Genomic DNA, 19678 nt, shown 5'->3' with positions numbered 1-19678 from the left:
AATTACAAACCCATTTCGTCCGTTAGTGCTTCTATCTGCCTTAAGTCCATTTTGTGAACTTCGATCATTTGATTTATCTGGCTTAAACGCGAGTTAACTTCATCTTGCTTATCGCATGAGTCCGATTTCGCATCCCAAGATGTTCCATCCAAATAAATATCGCACTCTTTCTTCAATACTTTAAGCTTCGGCTCTAACTGGCTCTTCTCCGTTTGCAGTGCTTCCAGTTCTTGCGAAACCTTCAGTTCACGACGAAAAAGATCACGCGAGCCTTCAAACATTGTGGCTTGCATGTCCGCTTGACGATTCAGTTTCGAGTTTATCTTTTGAGACTCTTCAATCTTAGCTTTCTGTACAGCGAGTTGCGACTCTAGCGCTAGGTTGGCCTTCTCTAGTTCTGTCGATATCTGCTGAGCCTCAACGAGTTCTTGTTGGTGAACAACATCTTGCTCTTTTAACGCAGCCGCTATTTTTTCATCAACTTCAGAGTCGACATTCGCAGATCGTTGCTCAACTTGAGTTACAAGTTGTGATTTATCGGCTTGTAATGCTTGGTATTGATTCTCTAACGTTTGATAACTCGCTTCCCACTTACTGGTCGTAACCGCTGAGCCAACAAGGCCACCTAGAGCAATACCAATGACGGCAGCGATGGCAATATAGATATGACTGCGTTTATCACGCTCTTCTATAACAACAACTTCATCTTGTTCATCTAAATCAGTATTCTGATTCACTCGCATATACTCCGTAAGTAACGCGCTCGTTCTATCGAGCCAATTCTGAAACCACAAGCGATGCGGTATAAACTAAAAATCCAACAATAACACTCAATACCACTCCTTTCTGAAGCTTTTCATTGGTGCGATAACGAAAAAGTAAAAACGCCAAAGCAATCAGAAATACGATAGCAATTAATCGAGTCATAACCCCTCCTTAGTCTCTCTATTCTAACTCATTTTGTAAGAAGAAAACGTCAGAGAAAAGTAGTTTCAACGATTACTTGTTTAACTTTTGCGCAAACAGTTTTTTTGCTGCTGACATCACACTTTTATTCAGTTAGGATTCGCATACAGATTATCTATAAATTATAGGTAATTGTTCCGATGAAGACTGCAGGAGAGTGGTTTTTAACTAAATATTAACATTTGGTTAGATAAACCCGCCGAAGAAGTAAATCTTTCAGGCGCTTTATGCTGGAGAAATCCAGAAAAGTGAGGACTGTCGTTGGAGGAACCTCTGGAGAGAACCGTTAGATCGGTCGCCGAAGGAGCAAGCTTTATCATCTTATTCGATGATTTAGTGAAACTCTCAGGCAAAAGGACAGAGGAGTGGAAAGCTACAACCTTAATATTAACTTTGCTTTATGTATAAGTATCACTATTAAGTAGTGGCTGATGGTTCTATCTGTCAGATCACTGCCCTTTCCCTCTTCTCCTTAAATCGTGCACCACGCACTTTTGTTTTATTAAGGGGAACCATGAATAACTTACAATCTTTACTGCAAACCATCGATAACTTCGTTTGGGGTCCACCACTTCTTATTTTACTTGTTGGTACAGGTGTCTACTTTACCTTTCGTTTAGGTTTACTACAGTTTCGCCATCTCCCAACCGCGCTAAAAATGGTTTTTAGCAAAGACAAATCAGGCCAAGGTGATGTAACGAGTTTCGCTGCACTTTGTACTGCTCTTTCTGCCACTATTGGTACGGGTAACATTGTTGGTGTTGCTACCGCGATTAAAGTTGGTGGGCCGGGTGCGCTATTTTGGATGTGGCTTGCTGCTGTATTCGGAATGGCGACAAAATACGCCGAATGCTTACTGGCTGTGAAATACCGCAAAATCGATGACAAAGGCCAAATGGTCGGCGGCCCAATGTATTACCTTCAATACGGGGTTGGCTCTAAAGCGTTGGCGATTATGTTTGCTGTATTTGCGCTTGGGGTTGCTTGTTTTGGTATAGGTACTTTCCCACAAGTGAACGCGATTTTAGATGCCACTGAGATATCGTTTGGGCTTTCACGCGAAATTTCAGCTGTCACACTGACTGTATTGGTTGCCTGCGTCACTCTAGGTGGCATTAAGTCTATCGCGAATGTTGCGGGTAAAGTCGTTCCAACCATGGCGCTATTTTATATCGTTGCCTGTTTAAGCGTAATCATTACCAATTACCAACAGTTAGGAAGCGCCATTGAGTTGGTGATCACCTCTGCTTTCAGCTCTACTGCGGCAACAGGCGGTTTCTTAGGTGCAAGTATCATGCTCGCAATTCAATCAGGTATTGCACGCGGCGTATTCTCCAATGAATCTGGTTTAGGTAGCGCCCCTATGGCGGCGGCGGCGGCGAAGACAGATTCATGTGTGAAACAAGGTCTGATCTCGATGACTGGCACCTTCTTCGATACGATCATCATCTGTACCATGACAGGGTTAGCGTTAATTCTAACAGGCGCGTGGCAAACAGATTTAGCGGGTGCCGCGATGACAACTCACGCTTTTGCGGTCGGTCTAAACGCTGACGCTTTAGGTCCAATGCTCGTCTCTATTGGCTTAATCTTCTTCGCGTTTACGACCATTCTCGGTTGGAACTATTACGGTGAGCGTTGCGTGGTTTTCCTCTTCGGAACTAAGGCCATACTTCCATATAAATTCATTTTTGTCGTACTTGTTGCTTCTGGTGCATTCATGAAGCTCGACATGATATGGATAATTGCTGATATTGTGAATGGACTCATGGCGATTCCTAACCTTATTGGCTTAATCGCATTGCGCCAAGTTGTGATTGAAGAAACTAAGCAATTTTTTACCTCTTCGAACCAATCAGAGAGTTTGGATACAGTAAAAATATAAAACGGTTAAACCAACAAAAAGCCCGCGACAACTTCGCGGGCTTTTTACTATTTAATTGATGGTAAGGTTACTGATTTAATCGCGTAACCAATCATGTTCCACGCTTTCACCACTCTTTCTAAAAAAACTTGAGTGCTGTTGTTTAAATTGATCTAGCTTCAACTCATCAACAGGCCAAAATGCAAAGTCTTCTTCAAGGTGAATCGAGTCTAGAGCCAACGACAATGTTTCAAGCTTCGTATCAACATATCGGTATATAAAACTTTGCCCATTCGTTTCGCAAACCATAACGGTATTTTCTTTATGTTCACCATTAATGAGCAAGTTTAGATTCTTATATTCACCAACTTTGCAGTCATTTTGATAAACGATATCAAGCTCTAATTTATTATCTAATGTTGTCATAACAAAAACGGAGATCGACTTTTCAATGTAAACCCGTCGCAGTAACAGTTGCCGTGTATCTTGAGTTCTCGTTTGCTGTATACCATTGGACAATGGTTCAAAATAAGCCCAGTGCCAATCCCAGTCCATTTTTCGACTTAAATAATTTAACTGAGGCACAGTGTTTATCCCTACTAGCCCAATAATCAAAAGCAATATGACCACTCCCGCAATCAGTAACTTAAGCATATGATGGGTTGATAAAGACATTACACTCTTTCTTCTATTAATAATTTAAGCCCAAGCGCGACAAGCACAACTCCGGTTGTACCTTCCATCCATTTCATGAACTTGGCATCTTTCAATAATGTTTTGGCTCTTGTTAATGCCCCAGCTAAACCGCACTGCCATATCATTGCTATCATGAAATGAATACCCGCCATAAGCATCGATTGAAGTAAAGGGGAACCTTGCGGATCAATAAACTGAGGCAAAAAAGCCAAATAAAATACTGCGGTTTTTGGGTTAAGCACATTCGATAAAAAACCTTCTCTTAATGAACGACTTACCACCAGAGTATGTTCTGTTCCATTTTGAATATTCATACCATTGGGCTGAGAAAATGTTGCGCGTAAACTGTTAATACCAAGCCAAATCAAATAAGCAGCACCGACCATTTTAATCACATTAAATAAATCCGCAGACTGGGCCAGGATGGCTGAAATACCGATAGCAGAAAAGAGCGCATGAATAAACAAGCCGCTACAAATACCCAAGCTAGTGGCACACCCATCGGTTAAGCCCCCTCTGGAAGTGTTACGAATCACCAGTGCCGTATCTAAGCCTGGAGTTAATGTCAGAATTGTAATCGCAATCAAAAAAGCTTCAAAATTCAAAATATACATTGCCTATCCCTGTTCCTTTCACTCTTATTCACGCCTTGCTCTTCGAAGGCTCAGCCTCTATCCCTAGATAGTTAAGCCAACTTATCTTTCAGACAGGCAAAAAGCGAGAAAATAATTATGAAATCGATTAAATAGATAGTCAAAACCATGACTTGCTACTTGGAGTGATTGTTAACGATTGGTAAACTAACTTTTTCCCTAATTGAGTAGAACCAATGAGCGCCTTCAAAAAACTGGTCGACCATTCAAAGAAAATTTCACACTTCCAACATCTTTCCTCTATCTGTAGTTGGGACCAAGCTTCCATGATGCCTTCTGGTGGTAACGATGCTCGAAGCGAAGCGATGGCTGAATTATCTGTACACATTCACGGCTTAATGACTCAACCTCAGTTAGGCGATTGGTTCAATGATGCAGAGAATGAAGTGTTATCTACTCAAGAGAAAGCCAGCCTTAGTGAACTTAAACGTCAATGGCAGCGTACCACTATTCTTCCTGATTCTTTGGTCCAAGCACAATCACTGGCGGGTTCAAAATGCGAACATGCTTGGCGAACCCAACGTGGCAATAATGATTGGGTTGGCTTTGAAAAAAATTGGAAAGAAGTCGTCGCGCTATCAAAAGAAGAAGCCCAACTTCGATCTGATGCTACTGGTTTAACGCCTTACGATGCCATGCTTGACCTGTATGAACCAGATACAAACTCTGCCTCTCTAGATTTGATTTTTAACGATGTAAAAACTTGGCTACCATCGATGATCGATCAAGTGATCGATAAGCAAGCCAGTGAAAGTGTTATTGTTCCAAATGGCACTTACTCGACAGACAAACAAAAAGCTCTTGGCCTTCAAGTTATGAAGTTGCTTCAGTTCGATTTCAATCACGGCCGTCTCGATGAAAGTGTTCACCCATTTTGCGGTGGTGTTCAGTCTGACGTTCGTATTACCACTCGCTATGATGAGAATGAATTTGTTCAATCATTAATGGGCATTGTGCATGAAACTGGACACGCTCGTTATGAACAAGGGCTACCAACTTCGTTAGCAGGCCTGCCTTCTGGTGAAGCTCGTTCAATGGGCATTCATGAATCTCAATCGCTATTTTTTGAGATGCAAGTTGGTCGTAATGATGCATTCATCGGCCACCTTTCTCGTCTTGCGAGAGAACAATTTTCAGGGGCTGAATTCGAACAACAAAACTTCCAGAAAATATACACACGTGTGAAGAAAGATTTCATTCGCGTTGATGCCGATGAACTGACCTACCCTGCGCATGTTATTTTACGATATGAAATTGAACGTGATCTAATGAATGGCAACATTTTACATACAGATGTACCGGAATTGTGGAACCAAAAAATGCAGGATTACCTTGGCTTATCTACTCAGAACAACTTCAAAAATGGTTGTATGCAAGATATCCACTGGACAGACGGCAGTTTTGGGTATTTCCCAAGCTACACACTCGGTGCGATGTATGCGGCTCAGTTCATGGCAGCGATGAAGAAGACAGTAGATGTGGAAACCGTGATCGCTTCAGGTGATTTATCTCCAATCTTCAGCTGGCTGGAAGCAAACATTTGGAGCAAAGCTAGTCTATTTTCAACCGATGAATTGGTTAGACAGGCAACGGGTGATGTTTTGAATGCAACACACTTCCAAAATCATTTGAGAAGTCGCTACCTTTAATATTATGAAACCACAGGCTGAACATATACTCGTTCAGCCTGTCGCTGGATTAAATTGTAGATTGCTGTTTAGCGATACACTATCTCTTGCTCAATATAATCTGATTCACTAAACCATAGAACAACACCAACATAATCACTGGACGATAACGTTGAATCTATTTGAGCAGCAATTCGCGCAGTCATCTTTATCCATCCATCATCATTATCTAACTCTTTAACTAAGTCTCCGACTAATTCTAGTGCTGCGTTATCTAACTTTAAACTCATGTAGTGCATTTTTAACCCACGCCTTTTCTGTCTGTTTTCTTTCGTCAATGCTAGTAGATCTCTAGCTGACTGATCTAATGTAGATCCCTTGCAATACGAATTAGGTCTTGCTGTGAGTAATCTTCAGCGCTCTTTCCCTCTTTAATCAAATTAATGATCGTATAGTAAGATAGATCGCCAAACTCTTTTGCTAAATAGAGCATAAATGCCTGTTCGTTTGGCCATTTGCCACGAACGATGTACCCTTCTTCTTCATCGAAATCCGCCGTCTCGAAAAAAGAAAAGTCGGTCATCCCAATATTATGGCAATACAGAACTAAATACATAGAAAGCCTTCGGTTTAAAAATATTCCCAGCTATTTAAATCGATTGATCTGCTGAGTGCAAGTGACAAATACATTTACTGTTTAAACCTTTAGTCTCTTTAACATGCACGAAATCTCGTTACCTAGGTCTCTATTTACAATACTTCATCTTGTCTTTACCAATACACTTATTTAATGTGGGTGCATATGTAAACATTCATAATTAATATAATCGATGGGAGTATCGTTAAATATGATAAACACACAAGAATGCTCCGATAGGTTACTAAAAGATAAATTATTACGAGCAAATAATAAGTTTTTGACTATGTTCCAACTTTCACCTGTTGGAATGGCAATTGTTGATGCCACAACGGGTGATTTTCTTGAAGTAAACGACTCAGTGTTGAACTCAGCAGGTTATACCAAAGATGAGTTTATCCAGCTCAGTTATTGGGACATCACGCCTAAAGAATATGAGAAACAAGAGCTTCAACAGATTGAAGATCTTAAACGAACTGGACGTTTTGGTCCCAACCAAAAAGAGTATATTCGTAAAGATGGCACCAGGTATCCAATCACCATCAGTGGTGTTGCATTAACGGATATTGACGGCAAAGAAATCGTTCTCGGCATTATCGAAGATATCAGTGAACGAAAAGCCCATGAGAGAAAATTAGAACATGACGCTTTATATGATCCGCTAACCAACCTCCCCAATCGCCGCCTGTTATTTAACAATCTTCACCAGTCTTTGGCACATTGCAAGCGAGAGCAAAAAAAGTTAGCGCTACTTTTACTTGATATCGATAATTTTAAACCTGTGAATGATTCACTTGGACACAAATCTGGAGATGAACTACTCATTAGTGTCTCTCAACGGCTCCAATGCTTAATTCAAAGAGAGACAGACACCGTTGCTCGCTTGGGAGGCGATGAATTTGTGATCATGCTCCCTCTCATTACCAATGATCACGATGCCACTTTATTTGCTAAAAAAGTTATGGATTGTTTTCTAGAACCAGTTTTAGTTGGGCAGGAATATATTGATATATCCGTAAGCATTGGAATTTCAATCTTCCCTGAACATGGGGATGATGAACTTACCTTAATTGAAAATGCGGATAAAGCGATGTATCAAGTCAAGAATGAACATCGGAATAATTATAAAATATTTATGCCATTGAGATAGAGATAGAGATAGAGATAGAGATAGATTCAAGTGTAAAGTATTTTACTTTATCGATACCTGTTAAAAATAAAAAGCCTGACGAATCGATATTAGTCAGGCTTTTTGATTGATTTAGCTCATTAGGCAAGCATAAGCAGTAGTAAAGGCTTGTTCTTGGAACTGTTTAAGCCCTGTCTCTTTAAACTTAAATGCTAATGGATTTCGTTTTAGGTTTTCTTTGATCTCATTAGGAGAGACAACGGTCACATCCAAGCCATCTACAAGTTGAATTGCTGCTTCTAATTTAAAACCAAAGCCACCACCTGCAAATTTACCCTTAGTTTGACGTTGACGGATTACGATCTTATCAACTTGGTAATCTTCCATCAGCTTTGCAAAAGAAAACTGGAAATCTTTCATCTGTTGAGTGTCATTCGCGTCACCAATTGACACTTTAGACGCGCGGCAATCAGGTATATTGAACACACCGTCAGACAACGAAAGAAGACAGATAACCGCATCGTTACCTTTAATCTCAACACCACAAATTTTCATGTAAATACCTATTTATTATCTAGCTGCTTATTATAGTGCTTGTTGGACATCGAAGGCTAGCTTTAAGCTACGGCTAATCCACTTAATCAGCAACTATTACTCTATTCTTTCCATCACCTTTCGCTTTATAAAGAGCACAATCTGCCCGAGCTAATATGCACCTGAATGAAACGTCGCTCTCTATCGGAGTCGCGACACCTACGCTGATTGTGCAACTTATTTTGTTATCATCCAGGTTGATGAATAGCTTTTCAATTTCAGTCCGATGAAGTTCTGCTCTCTTTAAAATAACTTCATGAGGAACATCTTTCAGTAGCAGCGCAAATTCTTCACCTCCAATACGAGCAAAAATGTCGTCTTCTCGTTTGGCACTACGTATAGCTCGTGACACCATAATCAACACTTCATCCCCCGCAAGATGGCCATACTGATCATTTATTTTTTTGAAATTATCAATGTCAATCATCAACAGTGCGTGGCAGTGAGATTTCAGACTCGGCTTGAAGCTTAATTCGTCGGTGATCTCCATAAACGCCCGTCTATTCAAGGCGCCCGTTAACCAATCGATCCCCGCTAAAGTTTTTGCGTCTTCTATCTGTTTTTGTACTCGAATTTGAGCGGCTACCCATTGCGCAATGCTGGTCAGGATCTGTGCGTCACTCTCTTGATAACGGCACTGCTCGCTATGTGCAACATTGAGTGTCCCATAGCAGGCGTCATGGCTGAGAAGTGGCGCATCCATACACGATAGCAATCCACCTTCGGCTAACCACTGGCAATCAATATACTCTGCAGAATGGTTATTCTCACAAATAGCGAGGGCCCGGCTTAGGTACACACGACCAACCAAAGTGGATTGGATTGGAATCACTCGGCCTAATGGGATGACAGTATTTCCGGTCAGTGAAAAAACTTCTAATGTTGTCTCATTTTTTGCTAATGCAATACTTGCACGATCAGCATTAAAGATTTTCCGGACCCAGTAAGAAGTGCAATTTAGTATCTCTTGTACAGATTGAGACTGAGCTAAATCATTTAGAAATTCCAATGGCAAATTAACATGTTGCCTCTCTTCATTTGCAGACTGAAAACAATGAGCACTCAAACTCATACAACTCTCCTCACCATACTTGAACAGCTTTATAATGCTGTTCATCAATAATAGTCTCCTTTTGCACACTAAACCCCCTTACTAACAAGAAAGTTAATTATTTTCATTTAATATGAGGCGTCTAACCAGCTATGAGTCATTTTTTATTTATTCGACCGATAATAATTAGCAAGAAGTAAAATATCTTATGATGTCAGATTCATACAAAATACCTCTATACTCTCCTTCTGAGTCTACAAATACCCATGGAAAAGCCACTTCGCTATCAAGTAATGCCGCCAACTCATTTATATTCAGACTATCTTGCAACTGGGTGAACTTCACTTGCATCACTTGATTAATTGTTTTTCTCCAAATTTGAGACTCCTTCGTAGTTTCAAGATCGGTTCCCATCGTCAAGGTTAAATGTAGATTGAGGGAATCTTTGCCAACAATGCCTACGCATCGATTGTCGATCACGACAGGAATATAAGGAATAGATTGTTCATTAATGTACTGAAATGCCAAAGATAATGGTTCTGATGGATGAATTCTTGGTGGACCGTTTCGTGATAGACCTAAGATAGTACCGTGTGACTGTTCACTCATAATCAACCCTACTTCTTTCAATTGATCCACATAGGGCTTTCCAGAATTAAACTCAAAAAATGGCTTAGGCTTTGAGAATAAAAAGCCTTGTACATTATCAACCTTTAAGTTTTGCAGTACTCTAAACTCGTGATAGTTCTCGACACCTTCCGCCACAACTTCAACGCCTAAAGTATGTGACAACTCAGTTATCATTTTTACAATATTGAATTTGTTCGAATGCAGATGAATATCAGATACAAATGCTTTGTCTATTTTCAAAATATCAAACTGGCTATTGCTCAAGTAACTAAAAGAGGAATACCCTGTACCAAAATCATCAATAGCAATGCTAACACCTAAATTTCGCAGCTCTTTAAGCGCATCAGACTGATTCGCCTCATTGTCAAAATAAGCACTCTCTGTCAATTCGATAGTGACACATTCAGGTTTTTTGGCATGAGTGCATATTAGCTCTGCTAAATTATTTAAAACCGAAACCGGCTCTCTTTGGGTGTTTAATGAGCAATTTAAGGTAAGGCCCACATGTTCACCAAACTGTTGATGAATATCCTCTAGACGATCTAATGCGATCATACTAACTTGAGAATCTAGCTCATTAATTAAATCTAAATCTTCAGCGATATTAATCAGCTCTTGAACATTTGATTCCTCGTCAATACTAGGAAAACGACACAGTGCTTCAAACTTGGTTATTTCACCGCTCCTCGCATCCACGATAGGCTGATAATGAACTTCCAGACGCCGCTCTTGAATGGCTTGTAATACTCCATCCTCTAATCTTTTCTTCCTTTTAATCTCATTATGGATGGTACTGTGGTAGAAGCTAATATTGCGATCTTCTCCAGAGTGCCGTTCCAACATAGCTTGAGTTGCATGAGACAGTAATTGTGAGGCACTCTGGCTATCTAACCCTAAGATGGAGACACCAATACGCCCATTCATCACTCCATCATATATTTCTTTTCGACTATTTAGCCTAATTTCTTGAAAAAAATCACGTAACGCAGAACGAACACACCTTGATTCAATACTTTCATACCTTGCCTGACAATCAATGCAAACCACAAATATTTGATCGCCTAAATACCCAATCGCTTGGCTAACATTACCTAAAGAGATGACTTCAGAAAATTCAACATGATCATTGTAACAATCACAGGCAAATTTCGGCTTAATAGTCAGTACAATTTTACTGTTCGCTTGATGATCTTTTCCACACAATTGACGTAACTGGTTAAGAAATTTATCTTTAGTAGGAAGCTTACTCGACAGTGCGAGTCCCCCTAGCTCATTTGTCGCAATTTGAGTTGTCTGTTTAGGTAGAGCGGCTGTGAGCCCTAAATAATAGATCTCTCCTGGTGTTGCTTCTATCTTCTGTATTGTTAACTCTTGGGGGAATACTTGATTATGAGCATCACGAGTGAGCAAGGTCCCACTCCAAAAACCATTGGTATGGATTTGATGCCACATGTCGTCATAGAACTGATCCGAATACTTCCCAACGTTGAATATATTAGTTTTAACTCCAATTAGCGTTCCATGCTCAAACCCCATCTGGTTTTCATAATGTTGATTGCACGCAATAATTCGAGTTTCGCTGTCGGTGATCAAAACCCCATGGTGGCTATTTTCAAATAAGCTGCGAAATACGTTCGCGATCTGATGTTTTGAGGAGACAAGCATTACCGGGCGAACCGTTCCCTCGATTTGCCTTGGCTGAGTTAATTCAAAATAAAATTCAACATAAGCCAATATCGATTGGTTAGGAACGAAACAACAGCTGAAATGTTGTCTTTCACCAGACTTGATTGCTTGAAGAAATACGAGTTCTAACTCTTTTCTCTGCTCTTGAGTTATATACTGCATGAAGTCAGTGATGGTTACGATGGGCACTTCTAAATCAAGTAACGAGGCCAATGCGTTATAATCGTAGCTAAACTCTCGAGTATCAAGGTTGAGTGACCAATCAAACATTGGGTATTTATACTCAAGCGAATTATTAATGGCATTTACCTCAGGTTTTATTTGGAGTTTCGAATTCATCCTCAAATTCACCTCATTTCATTGCGACCACACTTATAACATAGAATTTAGCGTACTCTCTTATCCCTGTCAGCATTCAAGTTAACAGTTTTTCATATAGGATATGGAGTCGTGGTTTTATTATGTATAATTACCTTTCACTGGATATAAAGAACTCTCATGCCAAAGCTAATACATACAATTTGGATTACAACATTAGCCTTAGTGGCAATGTTGACCTCAAGCATGTTTAGCACTGCACTTGCGAACTCTGAAACCATCCATTTTTCAAACTCATTAGACAAATCATATTCAAGTTTCATTTCAGCATCGAACTGTCCTGAACACGATAAAATCAGTGATTCAACCTTAGATCATCACTGCTGTGGTTCAATATGTCTTATTAAAATACCAAGTTATCGAACCAATTCAGATTTATCGCCTCGTAGTCACTCTTTGGCGTTAATTCCCAACGAGTTAAGTAAGAAAGCCGTACTCATAGCGAACTCTGTTTATCGCCCTCCAATTGTGTAATTTCTGACGTCAAACAAACAACATCTCTCAACACTACAGGTTGAGAACTATTTAATTTTGTATGGAAATAATACACATGAATAAAATATTCACTCTTGTTGCCGCTCTATTTATGAGCATCTCTATCCAAGCTGCACAATTTTCTGAAGGCACGCACTACCAAGTTCTTGATGTCGAAAAAGCCACGAATCCAAAAGTAACGGAGTTTTTCTCATTTTACTGTCCGCATTGCTACAAATTCGAAGGCGTTATTGAACAGCTAAAATCTTCAATGCCTACCGAAGCCAAATTTGAAAAAGTGCATGTCGCTTTCATGGGTAGCAAAATGGCGGTTCCAATGGCGAAATCCTACGCAACAATGATTGCTCTGGGTGTCGAAGACAAGATGGTTGCGGCTATGTTTAAACAGATTCATGAACTCCGCCAAGCACCAAAAGATGAAGTTGCTCTGCGTCAGATCTTCATTGACTACGGTATTGATGCTGAAAAATATGATGCTGCTTACAATAGCTTTGCCGTAAATTCAATGCAGAAGCGTTTCGACAAACAATTTGAGGCAAGTACGCTAACAGGAGTTCCAGGGGTACTAGTTAACAACAAATATATCGTAAAGCCTGACAATATTAAGAGTTTCGAAGAGTACAACCAGTTAGTTAACTACCTTCTAACACTTTAATTTAAATGACAATAACAAGCCCTGGTGAATCACTGGGGCTTTTTTTTGGAAAATGAGATTGGTGAGAATTCATAAGAGAGCGGCTTCCAAAAATCGTGAAGCGGATTTGACTCGATAAATGATAAGAGCCACACGATGTGGCTCTAGAAGTAACAATGTCGATGGTATGTATTGAGCATACTTAGTGTTGAATGCCTGTTGGGTTAGAGGCAAATTCAACATGATCATAAATATCAGATAGAGCTTTAGGTTTTCTCACTCTATACCGACGCTTAGGTTTAGTTTCGACACTTTGTTGTTCTTCCTCAAGTGCAAGTTCATGCTCTTTAGCTGAATCAACAAACTCTGGATTAGCCAATGCTTCTTGGCGTAAACGATTTACACGGTCTAATGTATCCCACAACATACTGCACCTCCAAGCTAACTGTTTATATAAACAGTATAGAAGTAACGGTTAGTTAGTCAATAATAAACACTGTATCTTTACACAGTACCCATCCAGCGGTACTGCTATTAATTAAATTAGCATAAAGAAAAAAAAGAGCCAATACCCTACATACCAAGTAGAATACGATTTCATTATACAGGTCATATAGGAAAACGGTTTGCAAACGTTAGAACAGCTTAGAAAGGGACAACTACAAGGGATTACCCGCCTCCAATTATCGGAAGAGTTAAAAGAGTTCCCAATAGAGATCCTTGAATTAGCTGAAACATTGGAAATATTAGATCTCTCCAATAATCAACTGAGACAGTTGCCAAATGAGCTATCTCAACTCAAAAATCTACGAATTATCTTCGCTTCTAATAACCTGTTTACTGAGCTTCCAGAAGTATTAGGCCAATGCCCAAAACTTGAAATGGTCGGATTTAAAGCGAATCAAATCAGCCATGTTCCTTCAAACTCCCTACCAGAAACACTTCGTTGGTTAATATTAACGGATAACAAGATCGCTGAATTGCCTGATAGCCTAGGTAATAAACCAAGACTTCAAAAACTCGCTTTGGCTGGAAATCAACTGACCTCGTTGCCAAAAACTGTGAATCAATTGAACGCATTAGAATTGATCCGTTTATCCGCAAATGCACTAGCCGAGTTTCCTAAACAACTACTCGAACTTCCGCGTCTCGCTTGGATTGCATTTTCTGGAAACCCTTTTTGCCAACGAGAAAAAGAGTTCGAAACCGTTCCTCATGTCTCCTTTGAGGATCTGCAACTCAATCAAGTCTTAGGGCAAGGTGCGTCTGGCGTTATTTCTCATGCTGATTGGAAAAATACCTCCCTTGATCTGCCCGAAGAAGTTGCAGTGAAAGTATTTAAAGGGGAAATAACCAGCGATGGCTACCCAGAAGATGAATTGCAAGCGTGTCTACAGGCAGGAACACACGATAATCTCATCAAATCACTGGCTCAAATATCTGAACCAGCAGGCTTGGCTTTAGTTATGGAGTTGATTCCGAATAGTTTCTTCAATTTAGGTCTACCGCCTAGCTTACAATCTTGCACTCGCGATACGTTTGAAGATGGGTTTTCTCTTTCGATTGAGGAAATTTCTAAAATCGTCACTCAAATGACGGATGTTTTTCACCACCTACACCGCAACAAAGTTTGTCATGGTGATTTGTACGCCCATAACGTTTTGGTCAATGACTCAGCAGATATGATATTTGGGGATTTCGGCGCAGCATCTGTTTATGGGTACTTACCGCTACCTCTGCAACAGGGTATTTTTAACATTGAATTAAGAGCATTAGGTTTCTTTATTGAAGACTTACTGTCAATCTGCGATCAGCACCGTTCCGTTTCAAAATGCAAAGAGTTTCAAAAGCTCGAACAACGAGCAAAACAATACATTAACTAGTCAGCTAATTAGTTCATTAGTTCATTAGTTCATTAGTTCATTAGTTCATTAGTTCATTGGTTATGCTTATAAAAAACGCCAGCATACTTGCTGGCGTTTTAATTCAATTTGAAGCAAATCAGGACTTATAAAAAGTGCAGTGTTGCATTAACAGTGAATGAACCAATATTGTCATGCTTCATTTTAAAGTTTTGGTAGCTAGCGCCAACTGAAAGAGGACCAAATACAAAGTACTCAGCACCAACTCCATACATGATATCAACATCATCTTCACTAAAGCTTGAATCACCTTTAAGTTCGTATGAATGTAGACCACCTTTCGCGTAGATATGCAAAGGACCAAGATCAATACTTGGTTTAACAGCAATGTAAGCCGTTGTCGCATCGACATTTTTACGGTCTGCTCCATCGTATGACACGCTATCGAAAGAGCCTAAGTTCCACAAACCAGCTTCAATACCAATGATTGGAAGAAAACCAGTGCCAACATGGACACCGTAAGCAGTATCGCTTTCACCATCAAAGTCAGATTGACCACCAGAAACGCCACCGTACAACCAAGAATCAGCCATTACTGACGTAGATGCACCGATCAAAGCTAGAGCTAATAGTGTCTTTTTCATGTTTAACCTTCTCATTTAACATGGCAGTTAATTTAAATGGCGACATTTTGCCACCTAACTGCCAATAAATTGTTATTAACTTATAGTATGCAATATTTATACCTAACAGGCATCAATCGCATTTTTAATTCGTTTATCTGAAACCGGATATGGGGTTCCCAACTGTTGTGCAAAATAACTTACACGAAGTTCTTCGATCATCCAACGCACTTCTTTTACATTATCTGGCACAGCAATCCCTTTCGGAATCTTATTCAACAACTCTTTGTAGTCATTAGTGATCGATTCAATTTTGAGCATATGCAAACGATCTTTATTCGGATCGATTGGCAATTTTTCCATTCGTCGCTCTATCGCTCTCATATAACGAAGAATATCCGGGAGACGCTTCCAACCACATTCGGTAGCAAAACCTTTAAAGATGAGGCTTTCTACTTGAGCTTTTACATCAGAAAGCGCAAATGCCATCGTGAAATCAACACGTCCTTTCAGCTTTTTATTAATACTAAACGCGGTCGTTAAAATCGTCTCAACCTGTTCAGCGACTGCAACAACGGTATCGCCAAGTTCCGCTCGAACATGTTCTTTTAGTTGTTCAAACTGAGTTGGCTCCCAAACGATGCCACCTTTCTCTTCAATTAACTTATCAATACCACAAGCAATACAGTCATCAATCAGATCAAGTACTTTTCCATACGGGTTGAAGTACAAGCCAAGTTTCGATTTGTTAGGCAGATTCGAATGCAGATACTTAATCGGCGATGGAACATTCAGCAAAATAAGGCGACGTTGCCCCGCTCTCATTGCACTGATCTGCTCTTCTTCTGTCTCAAACAGTTTTATTTCAACACTGTCTTTAGTATCAACCAACGCCGGGAAAGCTTTAACATCAAAGCCGCCACGTTTTTGTTTGTATACTTTTGGCAGTTCACCAAAACTCCAAGTATGTAAACCTTGCTGCTCGATATCATCATCTGCAACTTGTGAAAGAGTCTGTTGAACTTTATCTTTCAGGCTCTCTTTGAGTTCATGCAGGTCTTTATTCTCTTTTAGCTTACGCTTGCGATGGTCGACTGCACGGAATGTCACCTTCAAGTGTTCAGGGATCTGCTCTAACTTCCAATCTTCCCGTAGTACTTCTACTCCCGTCATGCGACGAAGTTCTTTTTCCATAGAATCAAGAAGTGGTGCTTCCATTGGCGTCACGCGTGAAAGAAATGCATCCGCATAGTTAGGTGCAGGCACAAAGTTACGGCGTAGCGTTTTAGGTAGTGACTTAATTAAGCTCACCACCAATTCATGACGTAAACCCGGTATCTGCCAATCAAACCCAGCTTGACTCACTTGGTTCAAAATCGGCAGTGGTACGTGAACGGTTACCCCATCGGTATCGTCGCCTGGTTCAAATTGGTAGCTTAATTTCAGCTTTAATCCATCTTGATGCCAAAAATTAGGATAATCCAAATCAGTAACATGACTGGCATCGCCACGGAACAGCATCTCTTTTTCGAAATTAAGCAGTTCGCGGTTATCTTTACTCGCTTTTTTCCACCAACTATCAAAATGACGTCCAGACACCACTTCAGTACTGACTCGCTGATCGTAGAAATCAAACAGCTCATCGTCATCAATCAAAATATCGCGACGACGAGATTTATGTTCTAACTCTTCAACTTCAAGCAGCAGTTTACGGTTCTGTTTAAAGAAAGCGTGTTTCGTTTCCCACTCTCCTTCCACCAGCGCACTTCGAACAAAGATCTCGCGGCTGACTACCGGATCGATAGGGCCATAATTAACCTGACGCTTCGGAACGATTGGGATCCCATAAAGCATCACTTTTTCATGAGCCATAACCGCAGCTTGCTTTTTAGACCAATGCGGTTCGCTGTAACTGCGTTTTATCAAGTGTTGAGCAATCGACTCCAGCCATTCAGGTTGGATCTTGGCAATAATCCGTCCCCACAACTTGGACGTTTCCACTAATTCAGCAGACACAATCCATTTAGGCTGTTTCTTAAACAAACCAGACGCAGGGAAGATGTGAAAGCGAGCATTGCGCGCACCTTGGTATTCGTTTTTCTCTTGGTCTTTCATGCCAATATGAGAAAGCAGACCCACCAACAAAGCGGTATGGATATTTTGATAACTACCCGGCTCACTATTTAGCTTAGTGTCCATTTCACGCATCGCTTGATGAATTTGAAAATAGACATCTTGCCACTCACGAATACGTAAATAGTTCAGGTAATCTTTTTTACATTGGTTGCGGAATTGATTACTTGAAAGCTCTTTTTGCTGGGTTTTAATATGTTCCCAAAGATTCACAAAAGTAATGAAATCCGAGTCTTCATCAAAGAAGCGTTTATGTTTTTCATCTGACGCTTGTTTTTTCTCTGATGGACGTTCGCGAGGATCTTGAATCGATAATGCCGATACAATAATCATCACTTCTTTCAGGCAGCCATACTTTGGTGCTTCAATCACCATTCGTGCTAAACGCGGATCGATTGGCAATTTAGCCAGTTGACGACCTATTGGTGTTAACTGTTTCTTAGGATCTGAAGTCCCTTTCTTGACTGCTGCTTTGATAGCGCCTAGCTCTTCAAGAAGTTTGACACCATCTTGAATATTTCGCTGATCGGGCGCTTCAACAAATGGGAAGGCTTGAATATCACCTAGACCCAGCGCGGTCATTTGTAAGATAACTGACGCTAAGTTCGTTCTTAATATTTCGGGATCGGTAAACTCAGGGCGTGATAAGAAATCATCTTCTGAATAGAGACGAATACAAATACCTTCCGCCACACGACCACAACGACCTTTACGCTGGTTAGCACTCGCTTGAGAAATCGCTTCGATTGGTAGGCGCTGAACTTTGGTTCGATAACTGTAACGACTAATACGTGCAGTACCAGGGTCAATTACATAGCGAATGCCCGGAACGGTGAGTGACGTTTCTGCCACGTTGGTTGCGAGTACGATTCGACGACCAACATGAGATTGGAAAATCTTATTCTGCTCACCAGCAGACAAACGAGCATACAACGGCACAATTTCCGTATCACGTAAGTTACGTTTGTTTAATGCGTCTGCCGTATCACGAATTTCACGTTCGCCGTTCATGAAAATTAGGATATCACCTAAACCTTCATCACAAAGTTCATCAACCGCTTCAAAGATACCTTCCATTTGGTCACGATCTTGATCGCTGCTCTCTTCACCACCCAATGGACGATAACGCGTGTCTACAGGGTAAGTTCGACCTGATACTTCAATGATCGGCGCTTTATTGAAATGATTGGAAAAGCGTTCAGGATCAATGGTCGCTGATGTAATGATAATTTTTAGATCAGGACGACGAGGCAATAACTCTTTCAAGTAACCCATGATGAAATCGATGTTCAAGCTGCGTTCGTGCGCTTCATCAATAATAATGGTGTCGTATTGATTTAAATAACGGTCATGTTGGATCTCTGCCAGTAAGATACCGTCAGTCATCAATTTGATTTGAGTATTATCTGAAATCTGGTCGTTAAATCGGACTTTATAACCAACAAACTCACCCAGTTGGCATTCCATCTCTTCAGCAATGCGGTTGGCAACCGAGCGTGCCGCTAAACGGCGCGGCTGTGTATGACCAATCAAGCCATATTTACCACGACCAAGCTCACTACATATCTTTGGAATTTGGGTTGTTTTACCAGAACCTGTTTCACCCGCAATGATCACCACTTGGTTCTCAGCTATCGCTTTGGCAATATCATCACGCTTTTGACTAACAGGAAGAATTTCTGGGTATTCAATGGTTGGCTGATGAGAAATACGGCTTTGCGCCACCACCATTGATTTGGCGATATCTAATGCAATCTCATCAAATACCGCATGTTTGGATTTTTCGTTCTTGATTCTACTCGCGCCAGAGATTCGCTTACCTAATCGGAAGCGATCGCGCATCATACATTCGCTCAATGCTTTGCGTAATGATGTTGCGTTATTGGTGGATGCTGACGGGCTATTTGATGCAGAAGGATTTTTTTCTGCTTTGGGCTGTGACGAGGTCAAAGCGTGTCCTATATCTACTAACTAAAAACTGGCAAAATTATATCACAGCCAAACTATAAACAATCATAC

18 protein-coding genes and 1 riboswitch are annotated in these 19678 nt (G+C 40.5%); of the genes, 6 read left to right on the top strand and 12 right to left on the bottom strand.

Annotation, left to right across the window (positions count from 1 at the left end):
• Positions 1-2: 2 nt before the first annotated feature.
• Together F0249_RS09485 and F0249_RS09480 are read right to left on the bottom strand one after the other, a co-directional pair.
• The gene (locus F0249_RS09485) at positions 3-737 is read right to left on the bottom strand and encodes a hypothetical protein (RefSeq protein ID WP_029203387.1); all 735 of its coding nucleotides are present in this window, start codon (positions 735-737) and stop codon (positions 3-5) included.
• Positions 738-768: 31 nt separating this feature from the next.
• A complete protein-coding gene (locus tag F0249_RS09480) occupies positions 769-927 on the bottom strand; it encodes a hypothetical protein (protein WP_017052717.1) in 159 nt (52 codons plus the stop codon).
• A gap of 302 nt (positions 928-1229) precedes the next feature.
• Positions 1230-1337: riboswitch (glycine riboswitch) on the top strand.
• A gap of 143 nt (positions 1338-1480) precedes the next feature.
• Here F0249_RS09480 and F0249_RS09475 point away from each other — a divergent pair.
• Positions 1481-2851: a sodium:alanine symporter family protein gene (locus F0249_RS09475; protein ID WP_171756505.1), complete on the top strand. Its 1371-nt coding sequence runs from the start codon at positions 1481-1483 to the stop codon at positions 2849-2851.
• 75 nt (positions 2852-2926) lie between these two features.
• Here the strand turns inward: F0249_RS09475 and F0249_RS09470 are convergent, their stop codons facing one another.
• Both F0249_RS09470 and F0249_RS09465 read right to left on the bottom strand, forming a co-directional pair.
• Positions 2927-3505 carry a threonine transporter RhtB gene (locus F0249_RS09470; protein WP_171756504.1) on the bottom strand — a complete coding sequence of 193 codons (579 nt, stop codon included), beginning with the start codon at positions 3503-3505 and terminating at the stop codon, positions 2927-2929.
• Positions 3505-4140, bottom strand: coding sequence for a LysE family translocator (locus tag F0249_RS09465; protein ID WP_171756503.1), 636 nt, complete (start codon positions 4138-4140; stop codon positions 3505-3507). The genes F0249_RS09470 and F0249_RS09465 overlap by 1 nt, the downstream gene beginning before the upstream one ends.
• 215 nt (positions 4141-4355) lie before the next feature.
• Between F0249_RS09465 and F0249_RS09460 the strand changes: the two genes are divergently transcribed.
• Positions 4356-5828: a carboxypeptidase M32 gene (locus tag F0249_RS09460; protein WP_171756502.1), complete on the top strand. Its 1473-nt coding sequence runs from the start codon at positions 4356-4358 to the stop codon at positions 5826-5828.
• A 68-nt stretch (positions 5829-5896) separates the two neighbouring features.
• On the opposite strand, the gene F0249_RS09455 is transcribed toward F0249_RS09460, so the two are convergent.
• Together F0249_RS09455 and F0249_RS09450 are read right to left on the bottom strand one after the other, a co-directional pair.
• The gene (locus tag F0249_RS09455; RefSeq protein ID WP_113796917.1) at positions 5897-6106 is read right to left on the bottom strand and encodes a hypothetical protein; all 210 of its coding nucleotides are present in this window, start codon (positions 6104-6106) and stop codon (positions 5897-5899) included.
• A 65-nt stretch (positions 6107-6171) separates the two neighbouring features.
• The gene (locus F0249_RS09450; protein WP_171756501.1) at positions 6172-6423 is read right to left on the bottom strand and encodes a hypothetical protein; all 252 of its coding nucleotides are present in this window, start codon (positions 6421-6423) and stop codon (positions 6172-6174) included.
• Between the two features lie 214 nt (positions 6424-6637).
• Here F0249_RS09450 and F0249_RS09445 point away from each other — a divergent pair, with 214 nt between their 5' ends.
• On the top strand, positions 6638-7594 hold the full coding sequence (locus tag F0249_RS09445; RefSeq protein ID WP_171756500.1) for a sensor domain-containing diguanylate cyclase: 957 nt from the start codon (positions 6638-6640) through the stop codon (positions 7592-7594).
• Between the two features lie 111 nt (positions 7595-7705).
• Here the strand turns inward: F0249_RS09445 and F0249_RS09440 are convergent, their stop codons facing one another.
• The 3 genes from F0249_RS09440 to F0249_RS09430 form a co-directional block, all read right to left on the bottom strand.
• Complete coding sequence (locus F0249_RS09440) at positions 7706-8128, bottom strand: DUF3010 family protein (RefSeq protein ID WP_017052739.1); 423 nt, start codon at positions 8126-8128, stop codon at positions 7706-7708.
• 82 nt (positions 8129-8210) lie between these two features.
• Positions 8211-9239 carry a sensor domain-containing diguanylate cyclase gene (locus F0249_RS09435; RefSeq protein ID WP_171756499.1) on the bottom strand — a complete coding sequence of 343 codons (1029 nt, stop codon included), beginning with the start codon at positions 9237-9239 and terminating at the stop codon, positions 8211-8213.
• Between the two features lie 165 nt (positions 9240-9404).
• Positions 9405-11873 carry an EAL domain-containing protein gene (locus tag F0249_RS09430; RefSeq protein WP_171756498.1) on the bottom strand — a complete coding sequence of 823 codons (2469 nt, stop codon included), beginning with the start codon at positions 11871-11873 and terminating at the stop codon, positions 9405-9407.
• Positions 11874-12032: 159 nt separating this feature from the next.
• On the opposite strand from F0249_RS09430, the gene F0249_RS09425 reads away from it, so the two are divergent.
• Together F0249_RS09425 and F0249_RS09420 are read left to right on the top strand one after the other, a co-directional pair.
• Complete coding sequence (locus F0249_RS09425) at positions 12033-12386, top strand: hypothetical protein (RefSeq protein ID WP_171756497.1); 354 nt, start codon at positions 12033-12035, stop codon at positions 12384-12386.
• Positions 12387-12462: 76 nt separating this feature from the next.
• The gene (locus tag F0249_RS09420) at positions 12463-13062 is read left to right on the top strand and encodes a thiol:disulfide interchange protein DsbA/DsbL (protein ID WP_017052743.1); all 600 of its coding nucleotides are present in this window, start codon (positions 12463-12465) and stop codon (positions 13060-13062) included.
• Positions 13063-13243: 181 nt separating this feature from the next.
• On the opposite strand, the gene F0249_RS09415 is transcribed toward F0249_RS09420, so the two are convergent.
• Positions 13244-13468, bottom strand: a complete 225-nt coding sequence (locus tag F0249_RS09415; protein WP_017052744.1) for a hypothetical protein — start codon at positions 13466-13468, stop codon at positions 13244-13246.
• Positions 13469-13667: 199 nt separating this feature from the next.
• Here F0249_RS09415 and F0249_RS09410 point away from each other — a divergent pair, with 199 nt between their 5' ends.
• The gene (locus F0249_RS09410) at positions 13668-14924 is read left to right on the top strand and encodes a leucine-rich repeat-containing protein kinase family protein (RefSeq protein ID WP_171756496.1); all 1257 of its coding nucleotides are present in this window, start codon (positions 13668-13670) and stop codon (positions 14922-14924) included.
• Between the two features lie 125 nt (positions 14925-15049).
• Here F0249_RS09410 and F0249_RS09405 read toward each other — a convergent pair whose 3' ends face one another.
• Entirely contained in the window at positions 15050-15547 is a 498-nt protein-coding gene (locus F0249_RS09405) for a porin family protein (RefSeq protein WP_017052746.1), read from the bottom strand.
• A gap of 102 nt (positions 15548-15649) precedes the next feature.
• Positions 15650-19609 (bottom strand): ATP-dependent RNA helicase HrpA, encoded by a 3960-nt coding sequence (hrpA, locus tag F0249_RS09400; protein ID WP_171756495.1) that lies wholly within the window; start codon positions 19607-19609, stop codon positions 15650-15652.
• Between the last annotated feature and the right edge of the window lie 69 nt (positions 19610-19678).

Origin of the sequence: Vibrio sp. 03-59-1 (assembly GCF_013114135.1) — a bacterium.
GTDB lineage: Bacteria > Pseudomonadota > Gammaproteobacteria > Enterobacterales > Vibrionaceae > Vibrio > Vibrio cortegadensis.
The sequence above is the reverse complement of the archived record's forward strand: the minus strand, read 5'-3'. Positions and strand labels throughout refer to the sequence as shown.

Bases quoted from the DNA above. Each gene is read 5' to 3' on its own strand.
- F0249_RS09480 (WP_017052717.1), bottom strand. From the start codon at position 927: ATGACTCGATTAATTGCTATCGTATTTCTGATTGCTTTGGCGTTTTTA.
- F0249_RS09475 (WP_171756505.1), top strand. From the start codon at position 1,481: ATGAATAACTTACAATCTTTACTGCAAACCATCGATAACTTCGTTTGG.
- F0249_RS09470 (WP_171756504.1), bottom strand. From the start codon at position 3,505: ATGTCTTTATCAACCCATCATATGCTTAAGTTACTGATTGCGGGAGTG.
- F0249_RS09465 (WP_171756503.1), bottom strand. From the start codon at position 4,140: ATGTATATTTTGAATTTTGAAGCTTTTTTGATTGCGATTACAATTCTG.
- F0249_RS09460 (WP_171756502.1), top strand. From the start codon at position 4,356: ATGAGCGCCTTCAAAAAACTGGTCGACCATTCAAAGAAAATTTCACAC.
- F0249_RS09455 (WP_113796917.1), bottom strand. From the start codon at position 6,106: ATGCACTACATGAGTTTAAAGTTAGATAACGCAGCACTAGAATTAGTC.
- F0249_RS09450 (WP_171756501.1), bottom strand. From the start codon at position 6,423: ATGTATTTAGTTCTGTATTGCCATAATATTGGGATGACCGACTTTTCT.
- F0249_RS09445 (WP_171756500.1), top strand. From the start codon at position 6,638: ATGGGAGTATCGTTAAATATGATAAACACACAAGAATGCTCCGATAGG.
- F0249_RS09440 (WP_017052739.1), bottom strand. From the start codon at position 8,128: ATGAAAATTTGTGGTGTTGAGATTAAAGGTAACGATGCGGTTATCTGT.
- F0249_RS09435 (WP_171756499.1), bottom strand. From the start codon at position 9,239: ATGAGTTTGAGTGCTCATTGTTTTCAGTCTGCAAATGAAGAGAGGCAA.
- F0249_RS09430 (WP_171756498.1), bottom strand. From the start codon at position 11,873: ATGAATTCGAAACTCCAAATAAAACCTGAGGTAAATGCCATTAATAAT.
- F0249_RS09425 (WP_171756497.1), top strand. From the start codon at position 12,033: ATGCCAAAGCTAATACATACAATTTGGATTACAACATTAGCCTTAGTG.
- F0249_RS09420 (WP_017052743.1), top strand. From the start codon at position 12,463: ATGAATAAAATATTCACTCTTGTTGCCGCTCTATTTATGAGCATCTCT.
- F0249_RS09415 (WP_017052744.1), bottom strand. From the start codon at position 13,468: ATGTTGTGGGATACATTAGACCGTGTAAATCGTTTACGCCAAGAAGCA.
- F0249_RS09405 (WP_017052746.1), bottom strand. From the start codon at position 15,547: ATGAAAAAGACACTATTAGCTCTAGCTTTGATCGGTGCATCTACGTCA.